Annotated in this window: 22 protein-coding genes; 14 read left to right on the forward strand and 8 right to left on the reverse strand. The window is 45.1% G+C overall.

Features of this window, described 5'->3' with window-relative positions; genetic code table 11:
* Positions 1-10 precede the first annotated feature (10 nt).
* The 3 genes from FND36_05970 to FND36_05980 are packed head-to-tail and all read left to right on the forward strand — an operon-like array spanning position 11 to position 3418.
* Positions 11-790 carry a hypothetical protein gene (locus FND36_05970; protein ID QDW73622.1) on the forward strand — a complete coding sequence of 260 codons (780 nt, stop codon included), beginning with the start codon at positions 11-13 and terminating at the stop codon, positions 788-790.
* Positions 791-806: 16 nt separating this feature from the next.
* Entirely contained in the window at positions 807-1586 is a 780-nt protein-coding gene (gene srtB / locus FND36_05975) for a class B sortase (protein ID QDW73623.1), read from the forward strand.
* 29 nt (positions 1587-1615) lie between these two features.
* Complete coding sequence (locus tag FND36_05980) at positions 1616-3418, forward strand: CHAP domain-containing protein (GenBank protein ID QDW73624.1); 1803 nt, start codon at positions 1616-1618, stop codon at positions 3416-3418.
* Positions 3419-3616: 198 nt separating this feature from the next.
* Here the strand turns inward: FND36_05980 and FND36_05985 are convergent, their stop codons facing one another.
* The 7 genes from FND36_05985 to FND36_06015 are packed head-to-tail and all read right to left on the reverse strand — an operon-like array spanning position 3617 to position 10719.
* Positions 3617-4036 (reverse strand): winged helix-turn-helix transcriptional regulator, encoded by a 420-nt coding sequence (locus FND36_05985; protein ID QDW75549.1) that lies wholly within the window; start codon positions 4034-4036, stop codon positions 3617-3619.
* Positions 4036-4428 carry a metal-dependent transcriptional regulator gene (locus tag FND36_05990; GenBank protein ID QDW73625.1) on the reverse strand — a complete coding sequence of 131 codons (393 nt, stop codon included), beginning with the start codon at positions 4426-4428 and terminating at the stop codon, positions 4036-4038. Before FND36_05990 ends, FND36_05985 begins: the two co-directional genes overlap by 1 nt.
* Before the next feature lie 34 nt (positions 4429-4462).
* Positions 4463-5875: an energy-coupling factor ABC transporter ATP-binding protein gene (locus FND36_05995; protein ID QDW75550.1), complete on the reverse strand. Its 1413-nt coding sequence runs from the start codon at positions 5873-5875 to the stop codon at positions 4463-4465.
* Between the two features lie 5 nt (positions 5876-5880).
* A complete protein-coding gene (locus FND36_06000) occupies positions 5881-6582 on the reverse strand; it encodes an energy-coupling factor transporter transmembrane protein EcfT (GenBank protein ID QDW73626.1) in 702 nt (233 codons plus the stop codon).
* Positions 6583-7185 (reverse strand): MptD family putative ECF transporter S component, encoded by a 603-nt coding sequence (locus tag FND36_06005; GenBank protein ID QDW73627.1) that lies wholly within the window; start codon positions 7183-7185, stop codon positions 6583-6585.
* Between the two features lie 22 nt (positions 7186-7207).
* The gene (locus FND36_06010; protein QDW73628.1) at positions 7208-8950 is read right to left on the reverse strand and encodes an ABC transporter ATP-binding protein; all 1743 of its coding nucleotides are present in this window, start codon (positions 8948-8950) and stop codon (positions 7208-7210) included.
* Positions 8947-10719 (reverse strand): ABC transporter ATP-binding protein, encoded by a 1773-nt coding sequence (locus FND36_06015; protein QDW73629.1) that lies wholly within the window; start codon positions 10717-10719, stop codon positions 8947-8949. Before FND36_06015 ends, FND36_06010 begins: the two co-directional genes overlap by 4 nt.
* A gap of 169 nt (positions 10720-10888) precedes the next feature.
* Here FND36_06015 and FND36_06020 point away from each other — a divergent pair, with 169 nt between their 5' ends.
* A complete protein-coding gene (locus FND36_06020; GenBank protein ID QDW73630.1) occupies positions 10889-11584 on the forward strand; it encodes a TetR/AcrR family transcriptional regulator in 696 nt (231 codons plus the stop codon).
* A gap of 45 nt (positions 11585-11629) precedes the next feature.
* On the opposite strand, the gene FND36_06025 is transcribed toward FND36_06020, so the two are convergent.
* Positions 11630-11860 (reverse strand): helix-turn-helix transcriptional regulator, encoded by a 231-nt coding sequence (locus FND36_06025; protein QDW73631.1) that lies wholly within the window; start codon positions 11858-11860, stop codon positions 11630-11632.
* Between the two features lie 629 nt (positions 11861-12489).
* Here FND36_06025 and FND36_06030 point away from each other — a divergent pair.
* The 10 genes from FND36_06030 to FND36_06075 all read left to right on the forward strand — a co-directional run bounded on the left by FND36_06030 (position 12490) and on the right by FND36_06075 (position 26131).
* Complete coding sequence (locus FND36_06030) at positions 12490-12939, forward strand: sigma-70 family RNA polymerase sigma factor (GenBank protein QDW75551.1); 450 nt, start codon at positions 12490-12492, stop codon at positions 12937-12939.
* 603 nt (positions 12940-13542) lie between these two features.
* A complete protein-coding gene (locus FND36_06035) occupies positions 13543-14067 on the forward strand; it encodes a type II toxin-antitoxin system PemK/MazF family toxin (protein ID QDW73632.1) in 525 nt (174 codons plus the stop codon).
* 149 nt (positions 14068-14216) lie between these two features.
* A complete protein-coding gene (locus FND36_06040; protein QDW75552.1) occupies positions 14217-14396 on the forward strand; it encodes a helix-turn-helix domain-containing protein in 180 nt (59 codons plus the stop codon).
* A 21-nt stretch (positions 14397-14417) separates the two neighbouring features.
* Positions 14418-15644, forward strand: a complete 1227-nt coding sequence (locus FND36_06045; GenBank protein QDW73633.1) for a site-specific integrase — start codon at positions 14418-14420, stop codon at positions 15642-15644.
* A 1-nt stretch (position 15645) separates the two neighbouring features.
* On the forward strand, positions 15646-16935 hold the full coding sequence (locus FND36_06050; GenBank protein ID QDW73634.1) for a site-specific integrase: 1290 nt from the start codon (positions 15646-15648) through the stop codon (positions 16933-16935).
* Between the two features lie 293 nt (positions 16936-17228).
* A complete protein-coding gene (gene uvrB, locus FND36_06055; protein ID QDW73635.1) occupies positions 17229-19208 on the forward strand; it encodes an excinuclease ABC subunit UvrB in 1980 nt (659 codons plus the stop codon).
* A gap of 15 nt (positions 19209-19223) precedes the next feature.
* Positions 19224-22064, forward strand: coding sequence for an excinuclease ABC subunit UvrA (gene uvrA, locus FND36_06060; GenBank protein ID QDW73636.1), 2841 nt, complete (start codon positions 19224-19226; stop codon positions 22062-22064).
* A 148-nt stretch (positions 22065-22212) separates the two neighbouring features.
* A complete protein-coding gene (locus FND36_06065; GenBank protein ID QDW73637.1) occupies positions 22213-23202 on the forward strand; it encodes a rod shape-determining protein in 990 nt (329 codons plus the stop codon).
* Between the two features lie 8 nt (positions 23203-23210).
* Positions 23211-25421: an ATP-dependent RecD-like DNA helicase gene (locus FND36_06070; GenBank protein QDW73638.1), complete on the forward strand. Its 2211-nt coding sequence runs from the start codon at positions 23211-23213 to the stop codon at positions 25419-25421.
* Positions 25418-26131, forward strand: a complete 714-nt coding sequence (locus FND36_06075) for a ComF family protein (protein QDW73639.1) — start codon at positions 25418-25420, stop codon at positions 26129-26131. The genes FND36_06070 and FND36_06075 overlap by 4 nt, the downstream gene beginning before the upstream one ends.
* The last annotated feature ends 38 nt before the right edge of the window (positions 26132-26169 follow it).

Raw genomic sequence — 26169 nt, forward strand, 5'->3', positions numbered from 1 at the left:
GGGAGCGCAGATGGAGACAGCAAGACAGACGGCTTTGATGGAACAGCCGGAGATCGTGGAACTGTTCCGGGTATTGGAAGGAAATGGGCTTAAAAAAGAGCAGAAAGAAGTGGAATCCCTTGTAAAGTATCTGGATGGAATGGAATCCCAGTTTGGACAGGTGCTTGAGGAATTGCGGGATGTGAAGGAACAGTTATCCCAGATCCAGGACGGAGGCGTGAAAGCGTCCGTCCTGCGGATCGCTGAACAGGCACAGGGTAAAGTGCAGGAAGTTGGAGGACAGTTCCATACGGTGCGGAAAAAACTAATCCAGTCCGCAAAAAGTGCTTTGCAGACGTTTAAAGAGAAAGGAAAGGACGCTCTGCAAAAAGCAGTATCAGCTATGAAGATCCCGTCCGTTCTTGCCCGGATACAGGAAAGACTTCACGGAGCGATGGAGAGTATGAACCGGCAGGCGGATAAAATGGAAGCCTTAAGCGGGGAACTCCACGCTGCAGGCGGTCATATCAAAAACGTGGGTAGGATTTTCCGAGGGAAAGAACGGGAGAAAGTAGAACCACAGGCCACAGACAGGGGGATTACAGCAAAGATCCGCAAGTCATTTTTGACGATCAGCGGCAGGCTCTCCAGCATGGAGCAGACCACGGGCAATGTGAGGAAACGTCTGGAACAGTTCGTGCAGAAGGAGGAAAAGAAACCATCCGTGAAAGGGGAACTGAAAAAATTGAAAGAGGAGAAGAAAATGGTTCCACAGTTGCCGGTTCCGGTCAAACAGCAGGCAAGAGAATAAGGAGGAGAATTGCAGAATGAAACATCAGAAGATCAAAGGGAAATGGTATCTGGCAGGACTGGCGGTATGCGTCCTGCTTTTTGGCGTGTCGCTGTTTCAAGTGATCAGCCATTATGCGGGCGCACAGAAAGCGGAGAAAGAATTTACCGAACTGGCACAGATCGTGGAGCAGACAGAGGATACGCCGGAGGAAGAACCGGCAGGAGAGGAGCAGGAAGTCGTCTCTCCTTTAGAGCGGTATGCCGAGCTGTTTGCCATGAATAATGATATGGCCGGATGGATCAGGATTGAGGATACGCAGATTAACTATCCGGTCATGTATACGCCGGACAACCCGGACTATTATCTGAAACACAATTTTTACAAGGAGTCCAGCGCCTATGGTGTTCCCTATATCGCAGAGCATTGCGATCCGATGGAACCCAGTGACAATGTGATCATCTACGGACACCATATGAATAACGGTTCCATGTTCGCCGGATTGATGAATTATGAGGATCGGGATTTCTATGAACAGCATAAAACGGTCCGTTTTGATACGCTGACGGAAACCGCCGAATACGAAGTGATCGCAGTATTCAAGACCACGGTATATGACGATACCGGATTCAAGTTCTATCTTTTTTCTCATGCAGAGACAGAAAAAGAGTTCACGGACTATATGGAGCAGTGCAGGGAACTTGCCCTTTATGATACGGGAGCGACCGCCACATATGGAGACAAGCTGCTTACTCTGTCCACCTGCGAATATTCCAATACCAATGGAAGGCTTGTGGTTGTGGCTAAGAAGATCTGAAAATCCCATATCCGAAAGGAGGGCAGGCGATGGGAAGAACGATCAAAACCCGCCACGTCCAGAAGGATATCAAGGTATTGGATAAAACAGTGACAGCGGCGGAGCATATGAAAGGGGCCTATATCCGGACAAGAGACAGCGCAGAACAGACACAGGTCAAGGAACAGGGAAATCCCGTAGGCTATGCCGAAGATCAGGTCATGGAAAAAGGGGAGAGAGCCGCCCGTGGAACGGTTCAACAGGCGGAAAAACAGGGGAAGAAAGTAATCCATGCTGTCCGGGAGCGGGGCAGGGCAGAAAAAGAGGCAGAGGCTTTCCGGGAGAAAAACGGAGATCCTTCCGCCTCTTCTTTTTCGTCTGGTACAGAAAAGACTTACCAGTCGAAAGGACAGAGGAAAAACCGGACAGGAGCGCAGACCGGGCGGACAGCCGGAGGGCAGGCCGCCGGAGAAAGGGAGACTGGAAAGAAAGGAGCGCAGATCCGGGAACTTCCAAAGCAGACGGTCAAGACGATTGACCGGGGAGAGAAAACAATCAAAACAGCTCATGCTTCTATAAAAACTTCCGGGAAAGCCGCAGTGAAAGGCACGGGCAGGACAATCAAAACAGCGCAGAGAACGGGATACACAGCAGTCCGGACTACGGAGGTTACTGCCAGAGCTGCAGGCCAGGGAGCGAGAGCAGCGGTTCTGACTACTCAGAGGACAGCGGTTGTAGCAAGACAGGCGGCGATTGCCGCAGCGCAAACTGCAAAAGCGGCGGCGAAAGCTATATCAGCCGCAGTGAAAGCTGTCATTGCGTCAACGAAGGCGCTTGTCTCAGCTATCCTTGCAGGGGGCTGGATCGTGGTGTTGATCCTGCTGATCGTCATCCTGTTTGGAGCATTATTCAGCATGGTGGGAGGAAGTAATTCTAGTACTGTTACACCTGTCAGTGCAGAGGTGGAGGCATATGAGCCACTGATCCGGCAGTATGCCAGACAGTATGGAATTGAGGAATATGTAGAACTGATCAAAGCGGTTATGATGCAGGAGAGTGGCGGACAGGGAACCGATCCCATGCAGGCGTCCGAGTGCGGGTATAATACCCGTTATCCAAATACGCCAAACGGGATCACAGATCCGGAGTATTCTATTGATGTTGGTATCCAGAACCTTGCGGCCTGTCTGCGGGAGGCAGGCGTGGAAAGTCCGGTGGATATGAACAATATTAAACTGGCACTGCAGGGATATAATTATGGAAACGGGTATATCTCATGGGCGAAAGAGAATTATGGAGGATACACCTATGCCAATGCGGTGGAGTTTTCTACAATGATGGCAGAACGGAACGGGTGGAGCGGTTACGGGGATACGGAGTATGTATCCCATGTACTGCGATACTATGTGTTTGGGCGTATCCCTACGGGAACCGGAAATCAGGCGATTGTGCAGGTGGCGTTGACGCAGGAAGGCAACGGAGGAGACACCTACTGGAGCTGGTACGGTTTTACAGAACGGAAGGAATGGTGTGCCTGCTTTGTAAGTTGGTGCGCTGACCAGTGCGGTTATATTGAAAATGGTGTAATACCAAGGTTTTCTCTTTGTTCTGCAGGTATGGAATGGTTTGAGAGCCGGGGCCAGTTCATGGACGGTAGCTATGTTCCCACCTCTGGAGATTTGGTTTTCTTTGACTGGGGAAATGACGGGAGTGTTGATCACGTAGGGATTGTGGAGCGTGTGGTAGACGGAACTGTTTATACAGTGGAAGGAAATAGTGGGGATAAAGTGGCTAGACGGAGCTACCCGATTGGATATGGTCAGATTGTGGGATACGGAGTTCCGATATATTGATTGAAAGGCAAAAGAAAAGTAGAGATTTTCTGCCATTTCTTTTGCCATACATAATGGCTTTAAGACGTGTCTATAGTTTATCTATATATTATTTATATTGAATGTTGATTATTCTCTCATTATTTGGATATCTTAGAATTTTTCAATCTGAAAAATTAGAGAAAGAACAGCAGCCTGAGAGGATCAGACTGCTGACTCTTATTTTTCTGCTTGTACTTCAAAACAGTATCCGACTTCCCGGACGGATCGGATGGTAAAGGGAGCATTGGGAGCTGCCTGGTACAGCTTTTCCCGCAGGTTGCAGATGTGAAAGCCGATAGTGTTGCTCTCGCAACCGGAGGGAATATCTCCCCATACCTTCTCGTAGATTTGGCTGTATGTAAGCACATGCCCCTTGTTGGCCGCAAGCAATAGAAGAATTTCGTATTCCTTTGCGGTGAGCTGGATCTCCTGGCGATCACGAAAAACTTTCCGCTTGCTTGGATAGATCTCCAGACCAGGGAGGGATAGCAGCGATTCCCCGGCTAATTCATATGTTTCTATCTCTGGATGGCATTTCAGAATGGAAAGAATCTCATCGAATGCATCAGAGTCTTGTTCCTGTAGATCTAAGATGATTACTCGTCCGATAATATCACCCCCTGATCCTTTCCCAAGGCAGCCTCTTTGAGTTTTCTGTAACTTGTTTCGCTGATCACATGCTCAAGGCGGCAGGCATCCTGCGTTGCAACATCTTCTGGAACGCCGGCTTTTATGAGTTGATGGGTAAAGAATTGATGTTTTTCATAAACCAGGTTGGCAATTCGATACCCCGTTTCCGTTAAGGAGAGTGTACCATCTGCTTGTTTTACTAAGTATCCCATCTTGGTTAATTCTTTAACTGCTCGACTCACAGAGGGCTTCGTAACCCCTAATTGCATAGACACATCTACACAACGGACAGCCCCATATTTTTTCTGAAGTACAAGAACAGCTTCCAGATAATCCTCCATAGATGATGTTAAAGTCACATGATACACCTCCTATCTGCTATAAATAGTGCAGTTATAAATCATAAATTTGGTTATTTTCCAGTCTAAGACAACGGTCGCAAGCTGATTCAATCAATTCAAAATCATGGGTAATAACTAAAACAAAATAGTCCTTTTCCGCCAGCGCTTTAAGCGTTTTACTGACTCGAAGCATATTGTCATAATCTAATCCACTTGTAGGTTCATCAAAAATCAGAACCCTCTTATTAGATAAAAGGGCGGTAACAACTGCCAGTCTTTGCTTTTGTCCACCTGATAAAGTCTGCGGATGTTTTCCCCTGAATTGATAAAGACCAAATTCTTTCAGCAACCCATTAACATCTGCTTGTGAAGCCATACTACCTAAAAAACATTCCGCTTCAACACTTTCAGCAAACAGTTGATGATTTACATCCTGCATAACCAAATAGCTTATCTTTCGACGCTGCTTGGCTAATAGTTTTCCTTCATCTAAAAAAATATCACCTGTTGCCTCTTTATGTAATCCGCATAAACATCTTGCAAGCGTGGTTTTGCCAGCACCATTACGTCCTGTCAATGCAGTAACTTCGCCTGAATACAATGTAAAATTCAAATCGCTGGCGACACACTTTCTCTCGTAAGCCAAACACAAATTTTTGAATTCAAGTTTGTGCGAAGCTCCATCATGTTTGTTTTTGGCTGAAAAGGCTGATTGATTTTCTAATTGTCTAAGTCCTCGATAACGTCTCCATTCATCACTTTTTTGGTAGAATGACGTTGCTTCATATTCTTCGATCAGTTTGCCGTTTTCAAAAAGGAAAATTCGATCAACAAGTGACTTTAGCCAATTTAATCGATGTTCCGCTATTAATATAGTTTTGCCGCAGGCCTTTAATTTACCAATGATTTTAGCAATTTGTGCAGTAGCGTCCATGTCTAAGTTGGCTGTCGGTTCATCCAAGACTATGATTTCTGGATTTGTAGCATAGGCACAGGCAAAAGCAATACGTTGTTTTTCACCTCCAGACATTGCAAACATACTTTTCCCGAGCAATGGTTCGAGTTCCAATTCTACGATTGTCTTTTTAAGTCTCGCTTCGACTTCTTCAAGAGCTGTTCCTTGATTTTCCAGTGTAAAGACAATCTCGCTTTCTGGATCAATATTAAAGAATTGACTTTTAGGATTCTGAAAAACACTAGCCACAATATCAGAAATTTGATACATAGCTAGTTCTTCAATGTTCTTTCCACCAAGAAAAACAATCCCTTGCTTTTTTCCTTCCACAAAATTAGGAATCAAACCATTTATCAGTTTGGTAACCGTTGTTTTTCCACATCCACTTTTTCCACATAACAAAACGCACTCGCCTGGTCGTATCTCGAAATTAATTTTCTGGACTCCACCAGAAATTTCGTTATCATACAAATAGCTAATATTTTCCAATTTAATATGAGCATCAGCCATTTGCTCTAACATAAACTCACCACCTTTGCTATAGCAGCCGTAAAGATAATTATTACGCATAAGATAATAAGAAAAATATCTATCCGACTAATCTGATGGTAACCTCTGCATGTTCTTTGGGTTGGATTTTCTATTCCTCTAGTAAGTGCAGCTGCGGTTAATTCATCAGCTGTTTTAGAGGCAGCAATAAATAACGGAACAAGATAACACTCCACGTTTACTGCGATTTTTTTAGGAATACTTTTTTGTGTGGATGCAATAGGTCTTAATCTCATAGCCTCCCGAATATGTGACCATTCTTCCACAATAGCTGGAAAGTATCGCAGGGTTACTGCCAAAGTAATTGTTGCTGGTTTTGGAATCTTCATTTTGGTCATGGTCGCTATGAGCTCGTTCACTTTTGTTGTTCTCACAATCATTAAAATCCCCATTAAAAGAGGGATCATGGATCTAAACTGTACGACAATAACAGAAAGTGCAGCTTCCACCACTGTTGGCATTAAAGGAAGAATGGTACACTGAGCGAAAAAAAGAATGACATAAGCAAAAACAAGCCATTTGCTAAACACTTTTTTACCAAAAGCAAGTTGCGTTCCGCTTAGTATAATTACACATAGAACTTCAATCCAAAGTGTATTTACAATAAACGTAGATGTACTTATCGTCAGTAATATAATAATTTTGGTGCGGATATCTAATCTTAACATTTACAGAATACCTGCTTTGATAAGGTGTTTTTTGAAAATCAGTCGGCTCAAATAAATTCCTACAACGGCTGCCACTACACTGCCAACAATAACAATAGCCCAAGTAAAGTAATTCGCCTGTGAACGCAAGAAATCAATATATACTTCGCTCAAACCAAGATTCTTTGCATATTCAAGGTAAGATTCAGTTGTTGCAAACAGTCTAAATTGCCCACCAATGGCATTCCACATAGCAAACACAATATAGGAAATGGTAATCCTCTTGAAATTCTTTCTATCATTTCCTAAAATGAGTTCTGCAAGAATGGCGAAAACCGCAAAGAAAACCGCTACAATCATGCCTTCCGTTCCTGCAAGCAGCAGAAAATAAAGGAATGGAACAACTGCAAAAAGCAAAACAGTACCCTTTTTAGGAATTTTCGTAGTGATAAAAAGATACGGAATGGCGCCGACAAAAGCCGTGGCCGGCGAGTAAATCAAATAAGTAATCGGTGTGACATTTGTCATTGCCGCCACCAGATACAAAACCATGAGAATTGCGCTGAATATACCGATGTTGATATAGTCTTTAATCTGTAATTTGTTAGAATTTTTAGAGTTCATTTTACATTCACCTTCCTATTTTTTATTCTGCTTTAACAGCCCACTGTTCAGCCTGCTTCTGTTCTTTAATCATTTGAGCGTACCAACCTCCATGCTTCATGAGTTCAGCATGCGTTCCGGATTCTCGAATACGGCCTTTATCCAATACCAAAATATTGTTGGCATTGACAATCGTATTAAGGCGGTGAGCTATAACCAGCACTGTTTTATTTTTCATTAACCGATCAAAAGCATGTTGGATTTCTCTTTCATTATCAGCATCCAAACTGGATGTTGTTTCGTCAAGCAAAATAATCGGAGCATCCTTCAGTAAAGCGCGTGCGATTGAAATACGCTGTTTTTCTCCGCCTGAAAGAGTTGATCCTCCTTCACCAATTATCGTTTCGTATCCATTTTCCATCCCCATAATAAATTCATGACAGTGAGCAGCCTTTGCAGCTTCAATCACTTCCTCTTTGGTTGCGGTTGGTTTCCCAATGCGAATATTGTTTAGAACTGTATCTTTCAAAAGGTAAACCTCTTGAAAGACAATCGCCATCTGTTCTGCCAATATATCTGGATTGATTTTTCGTAAATCTATCCCATCAATTAAAATTTGCCCTCCAGTCACATCCCAAAAGCGAGCAAGCAAGCTTACAATAGTTGTTTTACCTGAACCAGATGGGCCAATAAGGGCGGTGGTTGTTCCTGGTTTGGCACTAAACGATACGCCATGTAGAACAGTAGTTTCTGGATTGTATCCAAAAGTTACATTTTTAAATTCAATGGCGTAATCTGTAAATTTTACTTCTTTTTCCTGATAGGTCAGTGGCGACTCATCCAAAATTGAAATAATACTATCAGCCGCTTTTGAAATAGAACGTACCTGTGGATAAAGAGAACTCACTACTGTCATAGTACTGGAAATAGAGATTGCCAACAGGATTGCCAGCAAAAAGTTAGCTCCGTTAATTTCAGTAGAAGTCAATAGCCATGTTCCTAAAATTAGTGAAACAGGGACAATCATTGCAGCAATTGCTGAAAAACTCATAGAGAGCGGTAAAATAGATATTTCCGCCTTCGTGGATTGTTTCCGCAATTCCTTCAGTGCATTATCGAGGCGATCAAAGCGTTTGCCAATCAAATTGTAAAGTCGAAAAGTACGCATACCACTAATGTACTCTACAATGCGTGAGACTACAGTTCGGTTTGCTGCTCTAAGTTCATCCGAATTACGAGCAGACACTTTTCCTGAAATCACTAACAACGGCAGAGCTATGCCTACCAGCAAAGTGATTGCAAGACCAAAATGCCAATCTAACATGAACGCTATGACAAGAGATAAAATTGTAAGGGATGTAACTTTGATAACATCACATAAGCAATGTGTGATAATTGTTTCAAAATCATTAATGTCAGTAAGCAGTGTGCCAGACAACTTCCCAATACTGTTTTTAGTGAAAAAGCCCAAGTTTAGGCTTCTAATATGGTTTCCCATTGAAATCCGTAGTTTATGAGAAACGTCTGGCCCAACACATTGCGCTTGTGTGAAACTGATCCCCTGAACAATGCAACGTAGCACAAAAATAATTACGACAGCGATTATGCACGTTTTCAGTCCTTCAGCAGAAAATTGTCCGTTTGATAAGTCAATCAATACGAATAGCATGACACCATACATACAGGAATTGAGAACTGAATCTAACATACTCAAAAGAATAGATGGCACCAGTCGTATACCGTTTTGACCAATCAAGCGATGCAGTGATTTTATAATTGAAATCATTTATGTAACACCTCCTTTCCCTGCTGGGTATATGCACGCCACATCTCGGCATAAACACCATTTTTTTCGAGTAAGTCTGTATGGCACCCCATTTCAACGATTGAACCATTTTGAAATACGCAAATATTATCTGCATTGACAATCGTATGGAGTCGATGAGCAATCATAATTGTTGTCTTGCCTTTCAGCAAATTCTCCAAGGCTATTTGGATCTTATGTTCATTTTCAATATCGGTAAACGAAGTCGCTTCATCAAAAACAATGATAGGCGCACCCTTTAAAATTGCTCTGGCAATACAAATACGTTGCTTTTCTCCTCCAGACAATTTGATCCCGGCAGAACCAAGGTAAGTGTCGTACCCATCAGGAAGCGATTGAATAAAAGAATGAATCTGTGCTGCTTTTGCAGCATTCTCAACCTCTTCCCATGTGCAATTATCCTTGCCGATTGAAATGTTTTTATAAATCGTATCATCCAACATAAATGCGTCCTGGAACACGAAAGATACTGTGTCCATCAAATTATCCATACACAAGTCTTTTATATTGTGTTCCCCAATTTGAATCTGTCCGCTCGTGACATCCCAAAAACGCGGAATAAGTTGAGCTGCAGTACTTTTTCCAGCTCCAGATACACCAACAAATGCCGTTAAACTTCCTGCAGGAAGTTCCAAGTTAATATCATGCAGAACTTCTTTTTTCTGATAAGCAAACTTTACATGAGAAAATGCGATACGAGGACAATTTTTTTCTACCACGAAATGATCTTGTCCAGTCGGCATTTCTGGGATGTCCATAATATCTTTAATACGTCCGAGGCCTGCGGATATTTGACTAAATATTTGAGCAAAGTTCATAAGGTTATTGTACGAGGATAAAAAAACGATACTCATAATAACAAAGAACACATAGGAACTTAAATCTAAATATCCGGCCAGAGACAAGAATCCTCCCATTGGCAGAGTAAAGCTAACTCCTGATTCAATCAGGACTTTACACACAGCACTGATTGGAGCCGCCATACGCGATATTTGTTTCCAAAGAATATTAAAATCTTCACCCGCTTTAGAATATGCCTGGTAGGAATTAGCTGTAAGGTTGTATGCTTTCATAACTGGCATCCCATTGACGAATTGCAGAAGAGCTGAATTGAGCTGTCCTTGCACCACTGAAAAATCCTGCATTTTCGGTGTAACAAGCACCATCATGATTGACTGCAAAACCAGTGTTAAGATAATTGGAACAACCAAAATCAACGCCATCGGAATATTAACGGTTAGAAGATAAACAAAGACCGTCAGTGGAACAACTATCGCAACTGTAATGTCTGGAACTTGATGTGCGAGGAATTGTTCTAATCTTTCAACATCCTCCATTAACACTTTTTTTATCTCGCCGGTACTATTATCAGTAAAAAAGCCAAGATTAACTTTCCCAATATGCTCACAAATTTTTTTGCGAACAGCATACAACGCTGAATAAGCACCATAGTGTGTAAGACTCACAGATATTGCTTGAAATATAAATCGCAGCAGAATAAATGCAGCTGCTATCAGCCCATAACGCATAGCTTCCGTACTATTGCCATTTCCATCAAAAAGGAATAGCACTGTACGGAATATCATGAGATATGGTACAAAAGTGCATAGGCCTGATAGAACGCTAAAGATAACAGCGATATACAAGCCTGTTTTTTTACTGCCTGCCAGTTCAAAAAGATATGATATTTTCACAGCTTCTGGCTGGTCAGGGGTTCGTTCTTTACTCATGTTATCCTCCTATCTGGTTAATTGCGTTAGGTTACGCTAACCTCCCTCCAAAATAATTGCCGCAGCCCGATGGACTACGGCAAGTGCAGACAAGCATTTTCTTTAAAGAGACACTTGTATCTTTCGGGAAATCTGTTATCATTATACCAAAAAGAATTGTCAATTCAATATGCTGAGAAAAATGATACAAAAACGAAAAAATGTCGCAGAGGTGAAGTTTATGTCAAAAGAAAAAGCAGCCAAAACACCAAATCAGATTGAACAATGGATGATGGATTCTTTATTATCGCTGATGAAAGAAAAACCGTTTCGTGAAATTAAAATCACTGAAATTGTGGAGAGGGCACAATTAGCACGCTGTACCTTTTACCGATATTATGCAACTAAAGAGGAGCTTCTAATGCAATGTTGTAAGACGGTTTTCAGTGGATTGAGCAGACGGCTAGAGAAAGAAGACTGTAACACTTTTTATGGTACAGCTATCGGATATTTTTCATATTGGCTAGAACATCGTTCTTTTCTTGAATTATTGCGAGATAGTGGAATGCTCTATTTTATGTTACAAAGCTATGATGAACTGATGTTTGATGTTGCTAAAGACTTAAAGCCAGAAAACGCAGATAAAAGTGGTTTTGATTTTTCTCCCAAAATACGTTATCACTTCTTTCTGGGTATGTCTGGTTTTTGGGGAATGGCGAATCGTTGGTTATTGAATGGCTGTAAAGAGTCTCCGGAAGAATTGGCACAATATGTTGTTGCATATTTTGTAGAGACTTATCAGTTAGAACCAGCTTGCCAATATTGGGATAAAAATCACGAGTATCCTTTTTCCCCATGCTATATTAAGGCAGGATACGAAATTTAGTAAGTAATAAAAAGACTCGCAGGATAACCCCGTTTCCTGCGAGTCTCATTCTTCCTTTTCTTCTGGTGGCACAAATTCCAGTAGATCACCAATCTCACAATTCAATACCGTACATAGTCGTGCGAGAACATCAATATCCAATCGAGTAATCTGATTCCTGCAGTAGTTGTTGATCTGCGTCCGCTGCATCTCTGCCCGGTGGCTCAACATGTTTTTACTGAGGCCGGATTCCTTTAATAGTTCATCTAGTTTGATCCGAATGGTTCCATACTCCACTTGCCAACCCTCCTGCCTGCATAAATTTGTTGACAAGTATAGTGTACTCTTGGTAGAATAGAAAAATAAGATGTAGAAAGTCTTGTCAGACATTTTACACAGACAAAACAAACAAATCAAATACGGAAACAGGTGGATACAATAAGCAAAATCACATAGCTTTCTTTGTTTTGCAATTTCTTGTCAAAATTTGCGGCGGGCCTCGGCAAAAGCTAAGAGAAAGCTACTTAATTCCTAAAAATCCCCTTTTATAATACCCTCATCAAAATTGGATGAGGGGGAAACTACACCTTTCCTGTCAGTTATCCCCGTAAGGGGAGAACATGGCAAAGAGGTACATAGGAACCGGCGAACATCCGCCAGGAAATAAAAAATGTCTTTTACATACCGCAGTCCTTCAGGGGATTGCGGTATTTTTCTATTCGACATCTTTTGTCATATTTCTGCCTTTATTTCCATTTTGTAGTTATTATTACTGGCGTTATGCGCTCGTCTTTTGGCGAGCGCATTTTCTATTTGTCGGAAAATGGCGATGGCTGCTGTTTGACAGGCAGCGCCGATCTTCCTGCAGGGGGCCTCCGTCCGTCTGGATTTTCCCCAAAATTCAGACGAAACGGAGGTTTAACAGCGTGGGCGCTGGTAAGAAGAAAATATGGATTCGTGGTCAATTCATAGAGGTCACGGACGAGGTGTATACAGCCTATATGAAAGGCGATAGAAAAATAAGGTATTTTGAGAATGATCTGAAAACAGAACGGACGGTTAAAGATAAGGATGGAAATATAAAACAAATTTTTCCAAGCCGAGAAGATTCTTTGGACAGGCTTATGGAAGATAACGCACAGCAGTTTCCTGACAGCCATGAGAGCGTAGAAGATATTGTAATTCAAAAAATCTCGTTGGAAAAATTACATATGGCGCTTTCAAAGTTGTCAAAGAAAGATCAGGATCTGATATATGCACTGTTCTATGAAGAAAAAACGGAAAGAGATTATGCAAAACAAGTTGGTGTGTATCCAAGCGCTGTTCATAGTAGAAAAATCCGTATTCTCAAAAAACTGAAAAAACTTTTGAAATAATGTGAGCAGACCTCTCGCTTAACGGCAAATAAAGTGAGAGGTCTTTTTATGGCCGCTTAGGACCTTGAAAAGTTCATACCCATTCATCAAGTACATTCCTGTTGCTATCGTGATGAGCGTAAGCCACGTTAGCAGGTACGCCATGATCCGGACGGGTAAAGGCAGCGAAATCCCACATATATAGAAAAATCGGTTTGCGGCTGTTTTATTGGTTCGGGGAGCGGAAAATACCCGGTTATAACTGTCAGATTGCTACTGATAAGGCGATAACAGGCAACAGGTATCATGATACTCCTGTCCGGTCATAAAGTCGAGCGTTAAGAGCGTCGCAACAAGTGAGGGCAGCTTTGGGAGAACCTCAGAGGGGTGCAGGCCCGTGGAGCTGATCAGCAGTCAGCCGCTTGATGATTTCCCCCGCATAATATATGCGATAACGGCCGGGGTGTCGAGGACAAATAGGCTGAAACAGGCAATTATGGTAGCCGGATACAAAGAAATGCTTTGCGTCCGGCTGATACATACCCGCTATGGATAATGGTTTCAAAAGAGTGGGGAGAGCCTTACGGAACAAAGAGAGTTCTTAGGCGTATAGAGGAAGGAGATATGATTGTGGAAGAACAAGAAGTGCGGCGTGGAGAGATTTATCACGCAGATCTGAATCCTGTTTTCGGGAGTGAGCAGGGCGGATACCGCCCCGTGCTGATCATCCAGAATAACCGGGGAAATCGGCACAGTCCAACGGTCATTGTCGCGGCTATCACGAGCAGACCAAAGACAAAACTGCCGACACATGTACCGATCAATGGAATCAAAGGACTGGAGAAAGAGTCTTTTGTGCTGTTGGAGCAGATCCGGACACTGGACAAGGGGCGTCTGGATGATTATGTTGGCAGACTGAACCGGGAGCAGATGATAAAAGTGGATAAGGCACTGCGTACCAGCATGGAGATCAAGAAGCTGGACAAACCGATTTTGATGTGTTTATGCCCGGTGTGTGCAAAGCCATTTTACAGTTCGAAGGAACATTTTATCATCCGGGCGGATCAGAATCAGACAATAAAGGAAACGTGTATGTTCTGTAATGTACGACAGGGATACGATTATTTAATAAGGAAGAAATATTATTGAGAACAAGAAAAATTGGTTTGTCAAGTATGCGATTGGAAAAATCGCACATTGGACGATAAGAGGGCTGTGCGTTATTTTATAGGCGTACAGTCCTTTTATCGCTTATTCAGCGATAAAAGGGAGGTGCGGTCATGACAGATTCTATTGATATATCAAAGAAAGTATATGAGGCGGATGACATCCAGAAACTGCTTGGACTGGGTAGGACAAAAACCTATGAATTTCTGGATGAGGTTTTTCAAAAGCAGGAGCCGTTCCGTGTCATCAAGATTGGAAAAGTATATAAGATCCCCTGTCTCCCATTTGAAAGGTGGCTGTACGGGGAATAGGAAAAGCAAGGTGTGAAATCAATGAATCAGAACAATCAGTTGACAAAAGCGGAAAATAAGGAAGTACAGGAAGAAAAAAGAGTAGTCTTTTATGAAGGGAGTTCCTGGTATCATCGGACAAAAGAGTTGATGGATGACCTGACCACAAAATACAGCAAAAAAGGCGGGTTTAAAACTCCGGAAGAGGCTGAAAAAAGCTACTGGGAATATGAAGAACGATACCGGGAGAAACAGCGGGAATTTCAAGTTGCCTATCTGAAAAATACAGATGTAATGTTTGGAGAATATCTGAAATATTGGTTTGAGCATATTTATTCTCTGCGGATTGAGACAACTACCAGAATGTTAGGCTCCTATACCTTGTATGAGCTGATTTTGCCCAGTATGGAAACCGATGTAAAACTGAGATTTGTAACAGTAGAGTATCTGGATAAATTACTGGAGCAGGTATCAAAAATCTGTTCTTCGGCAGGTAATAAAGGAAGAGAATTGTTGAGTCTGGCATTTAAAGACGCTTTGTTTGACGGATTTATCAATTATAATCCAGTTCCGGAGACAAAGCCTTATCCGAGGACAAAACCAAAGATCAGAATATTCAGCAAAGCAAAACTGAAAGTGTTCCTGCAGGCGGCCAGTAAGAACCCGTGGTATTTGGAAATTTTACTGGGATTGTTCTGCGGTCTGAGAAAAGGAGAAATCCTTGGACTCAAATTCAGCGATTTTGATTTTGAAAAACAGACAGTCAGGATCAGTCGGCAGTTAGTGGCAAATCCAAAAGTAAAAGAAGGATTTGAAATAGAAGAATATACGGTTATCGAACGTGATCCTAAAACAGAGAACAGTTTCCGTATACTGAAAGTTCCAAAGGCGATCATGAAAGAAGTGGAACGCCGGTTACATTATGTGAAAATGAAAAAGGAATGGTTTGCTGGAAATTATGAAGATCATGGATACGTCAGTTGCCGGGAGGACGGAAAGCCGAGAGGGTTAAGCTCCATGAACCAGGCATTGACAAAACTCTGTGAGAGAAATGGCCTTCCGGTTATCACTGTTCATGGTCTGCGCCATATGTTTGCGACTATATTGATCGAGAGAGGTGTTCCTCTGGTAAAGATTTCCGGATTACTAGGCCACAATTCGATTCATACCACCTATGAATATTACTGTGAGGTTATGGACGAGAAAGATAAGATCATTGCATTTATGAACGACACTTTTGTTCCGGAACGGACAGGAACGGAGGGGTAGCATGAAAAAATTTGATTTTAAGAAATATACAGAATATAAAGTGTATTCTGTTACGACCATAAAGAAAGGCTATGGGTTCCGAGTCCTGTTGAAATTTGCAGATGGAACGGAAAAGACAAAACAGCATTCTGGATTCAGCAGTGAGAGAGCGGCAAATACAGAACGGGATGAAGTGGTTGGACAGCTTCACGAAGGAACCTATATTGTTTACGACAGGATTAAAGTTGCAGACTTCATGGAGTTCTGGCTGGAGGAAATTATGTGTCCCAGGATAGCGGATAACAGCTACAATGGCTATAAAAATGTGGTTTACAACTATGTGAATCCGCAGTTGGGAAAAATGTATATGGCAACTCTGAACCAGGGATATATCAGAAAACTATATAATACCATTGCGGCAAAACATGAATCTATCGCACGACTGGCGAAAACAGTCATGAATACAGCACTGGCTTATGCGAAATCGAAGAATGTAATAGCGGTAAATCCAGCGGAGGGGGTTCCGCTGCCAAAGAAGATTAAAAAGAAGGCATACCGTGTATTAAAGATAGATGTAAGCAAGACACTGACGCTCCCGCAGGTGTTTCAGTTAATAGAGGCGAGCAAAGAGACGCCGATCCATATGCAGATCTTATTTGCAGTTCTGATGGGCCTGCGGCGTGGAGAGATCAATGGGTTGAAATACAGCGATGTAGACTATATCAACCGCACATTGAAAATACAGAGGCAGTTGGGGAAAAAGCCAAATTCCAAAGCGGAAGATGTACCACCTAAAATGCTTACAAAACAGGAAATCAAGCCAAAAACTCCGTCCAGTATAAGGGAGATCCCTATTCCAGACTATGTGTTTGAGGCGATTCTGGAACAGCGCCGGATTTATGAGAAGAATCGCAGGCGAAGAAGTAAAGAGTTCCGTGACTGGGATTACATCTGTTGTTCCACATATGGAAATCCAAGAAGTAAAAGTTATCATCAGAAATATTATAAAGAACTGCTTGCTTCTTTAGGACTTCCGGATATTCATTTCCATCAGTTGAGAAATACATATACGACCATTCTTTTGAAACATGACTTTAATATCAAAGGAATATCGCATATGTTAGGGCATTCAAAAGAGATTATATCAGCAGACATCTATGGGGATACTGCTGAAATCATTGAAGATTGCTTATATGCTATTGAACCATTTATGGAAGAAGTTCTTCCGGAAAGCCGGGAAGAGAAATACTATGATTACTCCGATCTGAAGGAAATAGACGAGGCAGCCGAGGAATATTTAATGGCAGCATGACAACAATATAAGGAAGAAATCATAAAAAAGTACAGATGTACACTCGAACATTTGTACTTTTTTTACTTTTCGTCCTATATACTTTTATCATTATCTTTGCTATAATGTTGTCACTACCGTTTTGGTGTTACTTCGTGTTATTTAGTCCTCAAAAAAGTGTTTTGTGACTTTTGCCTTTCTGGATTCGTAATGGAGTCCTATAAGGCTATTATTTTGACATTTTCGTTACGAATGAATTTTTTGAGGGTGGCTGATATTGAACATATCAAAAGTCACAAAGGAGAGATTTTGCTATGGATAAATTCGTTTTAAAGGCCCCGTATCAGCCCACAGGCGATCAGCCACAGGCAATCGAGGCGCTTGTAAAAGGGTTCAAGGAAGGCAATCAATGCCAGACTTTACTAGGGGTTACGGGTTCTGGAAAGACGTTTACGATGGCCAACGTGATCGAGCAGCTGCAGAAGCCCACACTGGTTATCGCCCATAATAAAACACTGGCCGCTCAGTTGTATGGAGAATTCAAGGAAATGTTCCCTGATAACGCGGTGGAATATTTTGTCTCCTACTATGACTACTACCAGCCGGAAGCGTATGTCCCTTCCTCCGACACCTACATTGCCAAGGATTCATCCATCAACGAGGAGATCGACAAGCTGCGGCTGTCCGCCACGGCGTCCCTGGTAGAGCGTAAGGATGTGATCGTTGTGTCCAGCGTATCCTGTATCTATGGACTGGGCGAGCCGAAGAACTTTGAGAAAATGATGGTTTCCCTGCGCCCTGGGATGGAGAAAGACAGGGATGAGGTTTTGCGCCAGCTGATCGATATCCAGTATGAGCGCAACGAGATGGATTTCAAGCGGGGAACCTTCCGGGTAAGGGGAGACGTGCTGGAAATTATTCCGGCTAACGAAGCGGAGACTGCGATAAGAGTAGAATTTTTTGGAGATGAGATCGACCGGATCACACAGATCGACGTGCTGACCGGGGAGATCAAGGGAGAGCTGGAACATGCGGCGATCTTCCCGGCGTCCCATTATGTAGTGCCGGCGGAGCAGATCCGGCGGGCGGCGGATGCTATAGAAGAGGAACTGGAAGAGAGAGTCAAATATTTTAAATCTGAGGACAAGCTTTTAGAGGCCCAGCGTATTTCAGAACGGACCAATTTTGATGTGGAGATGCTCAAAGAGACGGGATTCTGCTCCGGGATCGAGAACTATTCCAGACATCTGTCCGGACTGGCTCCGGGACAGCCTCCGTATACATTGATGGACTTCTTCAAAGATGATTTCCTGATTATCATTGATGAGTCCCATAAGACGATTCCTCAGATCGGAGGGATGTATCACGGAGACCGTTCCAGGAAGACGACTCTGGTGGATTATGGATTCCGCCTTCCATCGGCGCTGGATAACCGGCCGCTGAATTTTGAAGAGTTTGAGGAACGAATCGATCAGATCATGTTTGTATCCGCAACTCCGGGGCCTTATGAGGCGGAGCATGAACTTCTGCGCGCGGAACAGGTAATACGGCCTACAGGACTTCTGGATCCAATGGTAGAAGTGCGGTCAGTGGAAGGTCAGATTGACGATCTGGTTGCAGAGGTGAAAAAGGAAATAGAGAAGAAAAATAAAGTACTGATCACGACGCTGACCAAGCGGATGGCGGAAGATCTGACGGACTATATGCGGGAATTGGGGATCCGAGTCCGGTACCTGCACTCGGATATTGATACGCTGGAGCGGACGGAGATCGTAAGAGATATGCGTCTGGATGTGTTCGATGTGCTGGTGGGGATCAACCTTCTGCGGGAAGGGCTGGATATTCCGGAGATCACTCTGGTGGCTATTTTGGATGCGGACAAGGAAGGGTTCCTGCGTTCAGAGACGTCTCTGATCCAGACCATCGGGCGGGCGGCCAGAAACAGCGAGGGGCACGTGATCATGTACGCGGACACCATCACGGACTCCATGCGCCAAGCTATTGATGAGACCATGCGCCGGCGGAATGTGCAGATGGCTTATAACGAAGAACACGGCATCACGCCTCAGACCATTAAGAAAGGCGTGCGGGATATCATCAGCATTTCCAAGAAGATCGCGGCAGAAGAACTGCGGATGGAGAAGGATCCGGAATCCATGAGCGAAGAGGAATTGGAGAAGCTGATCAAGGATATCACCAAGCAGATGAAGAAAGCCGCGGCGGAACTGAACTTCGAGGCGGCTGCCGAGCTTCGGGACAAAATGGTTGAGTTAAAGAAGCTGATCAAAGAATAATAGAAGGGAAGAATTATGGAAGAAAAAGACAGCAGACAATATATTAAGATCCGGGGAGCCAATGAACATAATCTGAAGAAAATAGATTTGGATATTCCCAGAAACGAACTGGTAGTCCTGACAGGACTGTCCGGTTCTGGAAAATCCTCCCTGGCTTTTGATACCATATACGCGGAAGGACAGAGAAGGTATATGGAATCCCTGTCCTCATACGCAAGACAGTTCCTGGGGCAGATGGAGAAACCGGATGTGGAGAGCATTGAGGGGCTTTCTCCGGCCATCTCCATCGATCAGAAATCCACGAATCGGAACCCCAGATCCACGGTGGGGACAGTGACGGAGATCTACGATTATTTCCGTCTTCTTTACGCAAGGGTGGGGATTCCCCATTGTCCAAACTGCGGCAAAGAAATCAAGAAACAGACGGTGGATCAGATGGTAGACCAGATCATGGAGCTGCCGGAACGGACCAAGATCCAGCTCCTGGCCCCGGTGGTACGGGGAAGGAAAGGGACCCACGCCAAGCTTCTGGACCGGGCCAAGAAAAGCGGATACGTGCGGGTACGTATTGACGGGAATTTATACGAACTGTCGGAAGAGATCCAGTTAGATAAGAATATCAAGCACAATATAGAGATCATTGTGGACCGGCTGGTAGTGAAGCCAGGCATTGAGAAACGTCTGACAGATTCGATTGAGGATGTGCTCCATCTGGCGGAAGGCCTAATGACAGTTGATGTGATCGGCGGAGAACCGATCAATTTCAGTCAGAGTTTTTCTTGTCCGGACTGCGGCATCAGCATTGCGGAGATCGAGCCGAGAAGTTTCTCTTTTAACAATCCTTTTGGAGCCTGCCCAGAGTGTTTCGGACTGGGATATAAGATGGAGTTTGACGAGGATCTGATGATCCCGGATAAAAGCTTAAGTATTGCGGAAGGGGCGATTACCGTACTTGGGTGGCAGTCCTGTACGGATAAGAAGAGCTTTACTTACGCGATCCTGGATGCGCTGAGCCAGGAGTATGGGTTCTCCCTGGAGACTCCTTTTCAGAAATATCCCAAGAAGATCCAGGATATCCTGATCCATGGAACTGGAGGCAGAGAAATAAAGGTCCGTTACCGCGGACAGCGGGGAGAAGGCGTCTATGACGTGGCCTTTGAGGGACTGATCAAGAATGTGGAACGCCGCTACCGGGAGACCGGGTCGGAGGCTATGAAGGCGGAGTATGAAGAATTCATGCGTATTACGCCCTGCCATAAATGCGGCGGCCAGCGTTTGAAACCAGAAGCCCTGGCCGTTACCGTAGGCGGGAAGAACATTGCGGAAGTGACGGCCTTGTCCATAGAAAAACTGCAGAAATTCCTGCAGAATCTGAAGCTGAATAAACAGCAGATGATGATCGGGGGACAGATCCTAAAAGAAATCCAGGCAAGAACCCGCTTCCTAAACGATGTGGGACTGGATTATCTGACTCTGGCAAGAGCAACGGGAACCTTGTCCGGCGGGGAAGCTCAGCGGATCCGGCTGGCTACCCAGATCGGCTCCGGCCTTGTGGGCGTGGCATATATTCTGGATGAGCCCAGTATCGGCCTGCATCAGAGGGATAACGACAAACTTTTAGGCACACTTAAGCATCTGCGGGATCTTGGGAATTCGGTCCTTGTGGTGGAACATGACGAGGACACCATGCGAGAGGCGGATTATATTGTAGATATCGGCCCCGGCGCGGGAGAACATGGCGGAGAAGTAGTGGCGGTAGGAACCGCGGAAGAGATCATGAAGAATCCCAATTCTATTACCGGCGCATATTTGAGCGGGAAGACGAAGATTCCGGTTCCGGATCATCGGGGAAAGCCTTCCGGATGGCTGAAGGTTTTGGGAGCAAAGGAGAATAATCTGAAGAATATCGAGGTTCAGATCCCGCTTGGCATTATGACCTGCGTCACCGGAGTTTCAGGGTCAGGGAAAAGTTCGCTCATTAACGAGATCGTTTACAAGAGGCTGGCGCGAGAATTAAACCGGGCAAGGACGATTCCCGGAAAACATAAAGATATTGAAGGAATTGAGAATCTGGACAAAGTGATCGCTATCGATCAGTCCCCTATCGGTCGGACGCCCCGGTCGAATCCGGCTACTTATACAGGCGTGTTTGATTTGATCCGGGATCTGTTTGCGGCCACGCCGGACGCGAAAGCAAAAGGCTATAAAAAGGGAAGATTCAGCTTCAATGTCAAGGGGGGACGCTGCGAAGCCTGCAGCGGGGACGGCATTTTAAAAATAGAAATGCATTTCCTTCCAGATGTGTATGTACCCTGCGAGGTTTGTCATGGAAAACGGTATAACCGAGAGACTTTGGAGGTAAAATACAAAGGAAAGAATATTTATGATGTGCTGAATATGACGGTGGAGGAAGCCCTTCACTTCTTTGAGCATGTGCCCAGCATTCGCAGGAAAATGGAAACGCTGTATGATGTGGGGCTGTCTTACATCCGTCTGGGACAGCCTTCCACCCAGCTTTCCGGCGGGGAGGCCCAGCGGATCAAGCTGGCGGCGGAATTGAGCAAACGCAGCACTGGGAAGACCATTTACATCCTGGATGAACCTACGACAGGCCTCCATTTCGCAGACGTCCACAAACTGACGGAAATCCTGCATAGACTGGCGGCGGATGGGAATACAGTGATCGTTATCGAACATAACCTGGATGTGATCAAGACGGCTGATTATATCATCGACATGGGACCGGAAGGAGGCGATGGAGGAGGAACAGTCATCGTTCAGGGTACGCCGGAGGAAGTGGCTGACTGTCCGGAATCCTATACGGGGAAATATATCCGCGCAATGCTCGACAGATAGGGCGTTTTTCCGACAGGGAGGAGTCTTCTTTCACAAAGATTTAAGGAAAAAAGGGGTTTCCATTTTACGGAAAGTTCATTATAATGGTACATGCAAAATCAAAACAAATGATAATGAAGATAGACAGAATGATGGAAGGGGATTAAGAATGTCGGTAGATATCGGAATTGATTTGGGAACAGCCAGCATCCTTGTCTATATCAAGGGCAAGGGTGTTATTTTAAAAGAACCGTCTGTGGTGGCTTTTGACAGAGACACCAATGCCATTAAGGCGATCGGGGAAGAAGCCCGGCTTATGCTGGGAAGGACGCCGGGGAATATCGTCGCCATCCGGCCGCTGCGCCAGGGCGTGATCTCGGACTATACAGTAACAGAGAAAATGATCAAATATTTTGTCCAGAAGGCCATGGGAAAACGGACATTCAAGAAACCAAGGATCAGTATCTGTGTGCCAAGCGGCGTTACAGAGGTGGAGAAAAAAGCGGTGGAGGAGGCTACCTACGCGGCGGGCGCGCGGGAAGTCAACTTGATCGAAGAACCAGTGGCGGCAGCCATCGGTGCGGGAATCGACATTTCCAAACCCTGCGGCAACATGATCGTTGATATTGGAGGCGGCACAACGGATATCGCGGTCATTTCTCTTGGCGGTACAGTAGTAAACACTTCTATTAAGATTGCCGGAGATGATTTTGACGAGGCGATTGTCCGCTATATGAGGAAGAAGCATAATCTTCTGATCGGCGAGCGTACGGCGGAAGATATTAAAATCAAAATCGGGACAACTTATCCGCTGGTGGAAGAAGAAGCGGTGGAGGTACGGGGCAGGAATCTGGTGACCGGCCTTCCTAAGACGGTAACGGTCACATCCTCGGAGACCGAGGAAGCTCTGCGGGAGACTACAGGTCAGATCGTGGAAGCTGTGATCGGAGTGCTGGAGCGTACGCCGCCGGAATTGTCCGCGGATATTTTGGACCGGGGGATCGTCCTGACCGGAGGAGGATCTATGCTGCGGGGCCTGGAAGAACTGATCGAGGAGCGGACAGGCATCAACACCATGACAGCGGAAGATCCCATGAAGGTAGTTGCGATCGGGACGGGACAATTTGTAGAGTTTATGAGTGGACGGAAAGAATACTGATGAGATAAATGGAAACGATCAAAGGATATGTAGAACACATTGTGTTTCGCAATGAGGATAACGGATATACCATATTTAACCTGAATAATTCGGACGGAGATCTGACCTGTGTGGGGAAGTTCCACTATATCGAGGAAGGGGAACTGCTGGAACTGACTGGTGAGTTCACTGTGCATAAGATGTACGGCACCCAATTACAGGTGACAAGCTCCAGGATCTGTGAGCCGGAGGATCTGATGTCCATTGAGCGTTATCTTGGCTCCGGAGCGGTAAAAGGCGTGGGCGCGGCTTTGGCCGGAAGGATCGTGAAGAAATTCCGGGAAGACACGTTCCGCATCATAGAGGAAGAGCCGGAACGTCTGGCGGAGATCAAAGGCATCAGCGAGAGGAAAGCCAGGGAGATCGCCATTCAGGTGGAAGAGAAAAAGGATATGCGCCAGGCTATGATCTTTTTGCAGAAATATGGGATCACAACGGCGCTGGCGGTAAAGATCTATCAGCATTATGGAACAGGTGTTTACCGCATTATAGAAGAAAATCCATACCAGTTAGCAGATCAGGTGGCTGGCGTGGGATTCAAGACCGCTGATGAGATCGCGGCCAGAGTTGGGATCCATACGGATTCTGACTACCGCATCCGCAGCGGTATTTTCTACACTCTTCTCCAGAGTGTTGGGGAAGGGCATGTCTATCTGAGGCAGGAGGCTCTGCTGGTAAGGGCGGGGAACCTTTTAGGCGTTCAGATCGAGCATATCGAGAAATATCTGATGGATCTGGCCATGGAGAAAAAAGTGGTCCTGAAAGAAGGCGAAGACGGAGTAAGAGTCTACGCATCCCATTACTATTACCTGGAACTGAACACGGCAAAAATGCTCCACGATCTCAACGTGCGCTGTGAGACGGACGAAGCGGCGCTGGAGCGCAGGATCCACGCGATCGAAGAGAATGCGGGCCTTTCCCTGGATGAGATGCAAAGGAAAGCTGTGGCGGAAGCGGCGCGGCAGGGGATCTTGATCCTGACGGGAGGTCCGGGGACTGGGAAGACTACCACCATCAACGCCATGATCCATTTCTTTCGAAGCGAGGGAATGGAAATCCTGCTGGCGGCTCCTACGGGGAGAGCGGCGAAGCGGATGACAGAGGCCACAGGGTACGAAGCCCAGACCATCCATCGGCTTTTAGAAGTGAATGGGAATCCGGAGGAAGAAAGAAACGGCGGCTTCGCGAAAAATGAAGAGAATCCGCTGGAAACAGACGTGCTGATCATAGACGAGATGTCTATGGTGGATCTGCCGCTTATGCATGCGCTTCTGTCCGCGGTGATCCCGGGAACAAGACTGATCCTGGTGGGAGATAGGAACCAGCTTCCCAGCGTTGGGCCGGGAAGCGTGCTCAAAGATTTGATCGACTCCCATTGTTTCCCAGTGGTGATGCTGACGAAGATCTTCCGGCAGGCGGGAGAAAGCGATATTGTAGTCAACGCCCATAAGATCAACCGGGGAGAGGAAGTGACCCTGGATAATAAAAGCAGAGACTTTTTCTTTTTGAAACGGCAGGATCCTAATGTGATCATCAGTATCCTTATTACGTTGATCCAGAAGAAGCTGCCGCCTTATGTAGACGCTAGGCCTTACGATATCCAGGTGTTAACGCCGATGCGGAAAGGCGCGCTGGGTGTGGAGCGGCTGAACCAGATCCTGCAGCAGTACTTGAATCCGCCAGAGGAAGGAAAGCAGGAGAGGACTTATGGAGACCGTTTGTTCCGGGAAGGGGACAAGGTCATGCAGATCAAGAATAACTACCAATTGGAATGGGAAGTTAAGACCCGGTATGGAATGACGGTGGATAAAGGACTTGGGATCTTTAACGGGGATATGGGGATCGTCCGTAAGATCAATTCTTACGAGGAGACCATAACGGTGGAGTACGACGAGCAGCGTCTGGTCACTTACCCTTTTGCCCTTTTAGAAGAGCTAGAGCTGGCCTATGCGATCACCATACATAAGTCCCAGGGAAGCGAGTATCCGGCGGTAGTGATCCCGCTGCTCCAGGGACCGAGACAGCTGTATCACCGCAATCTCCTGTACACCGCGGTGACGAGGGCCAGAAAATGTGTGACGTTGGTGGGGAGTGAGACGGTATTCAGGGAAATGATCCAGAATACGGAAGAGCAGGATCGGAATACCAGTCTGGCAGAGCGAATCCGTGAATTTGATTGAAACAGATAAAAGAGTGTTTTGAGAAACTATTCTGGCCGGAGATCTGTCCGTTCTGCGGCAGGGCCTTTTGGGAAGGAATCTGCCCTTCCTGCAGGAAAAAGATCAACCGTATCCTGGTGGAAGAGCCAAGGTGTATGAAATGCGGGAAACCAGTTCTTAGCGAAACGCAGGAATATTGCGCGGACTGCGGGCATACACATCATTATTATGACAGAGGCATGAGCCTGTGGCTTCATAGGAAGCCTGTCAGCACATCGATCTATTGGTTTAAGTATCATAACCAGAGAGTATTTGGGTATTATTACGCAAAAGAGATGGCGGCCCGGTTTGGGACGGTCATCCGTCAGTGGCGGCCGGACTGCATTATTCCGATTCCGCTCCATCCTCGCAGGAAACGGCAAAGAGGATATAATCAGGCGGAAATCCTGGCGTTGGAACTGAGCCGCCTTACCGGAGTTTTGGTGGAGAGTAAGGCGCTGATAAGGAGCCGCTGCACAACGGCGCAAAAGAAGCTGGGACACCAAGAGAGACGGCAGAATCTTTCCGGGGCGTTTCGGATGGAAAAACGCTTGAAAAAAGGGAGCACGGTACTCCTGATAGATGATATATACACCACGGGGAATACGGTCAGCAGCGCGGCGAAAGCGCTAAAAGACGGCGGAGCGGAAAAAGTCTATTTTTTAACTATAAGTATTGGACAAGGATACTGAGATTTGTTATACTAAAAATGATGTTTAAATTACGAAAA

This window comes from Lachnospiraceae bacterium KGMB03038 (assembly GCA_007361935.1).
Classification (GTDB): domain Bacteria; phylum Bacillota; class Clostridia; order Lachnospirales; family Lachnospiraceae; genus Massilistercora.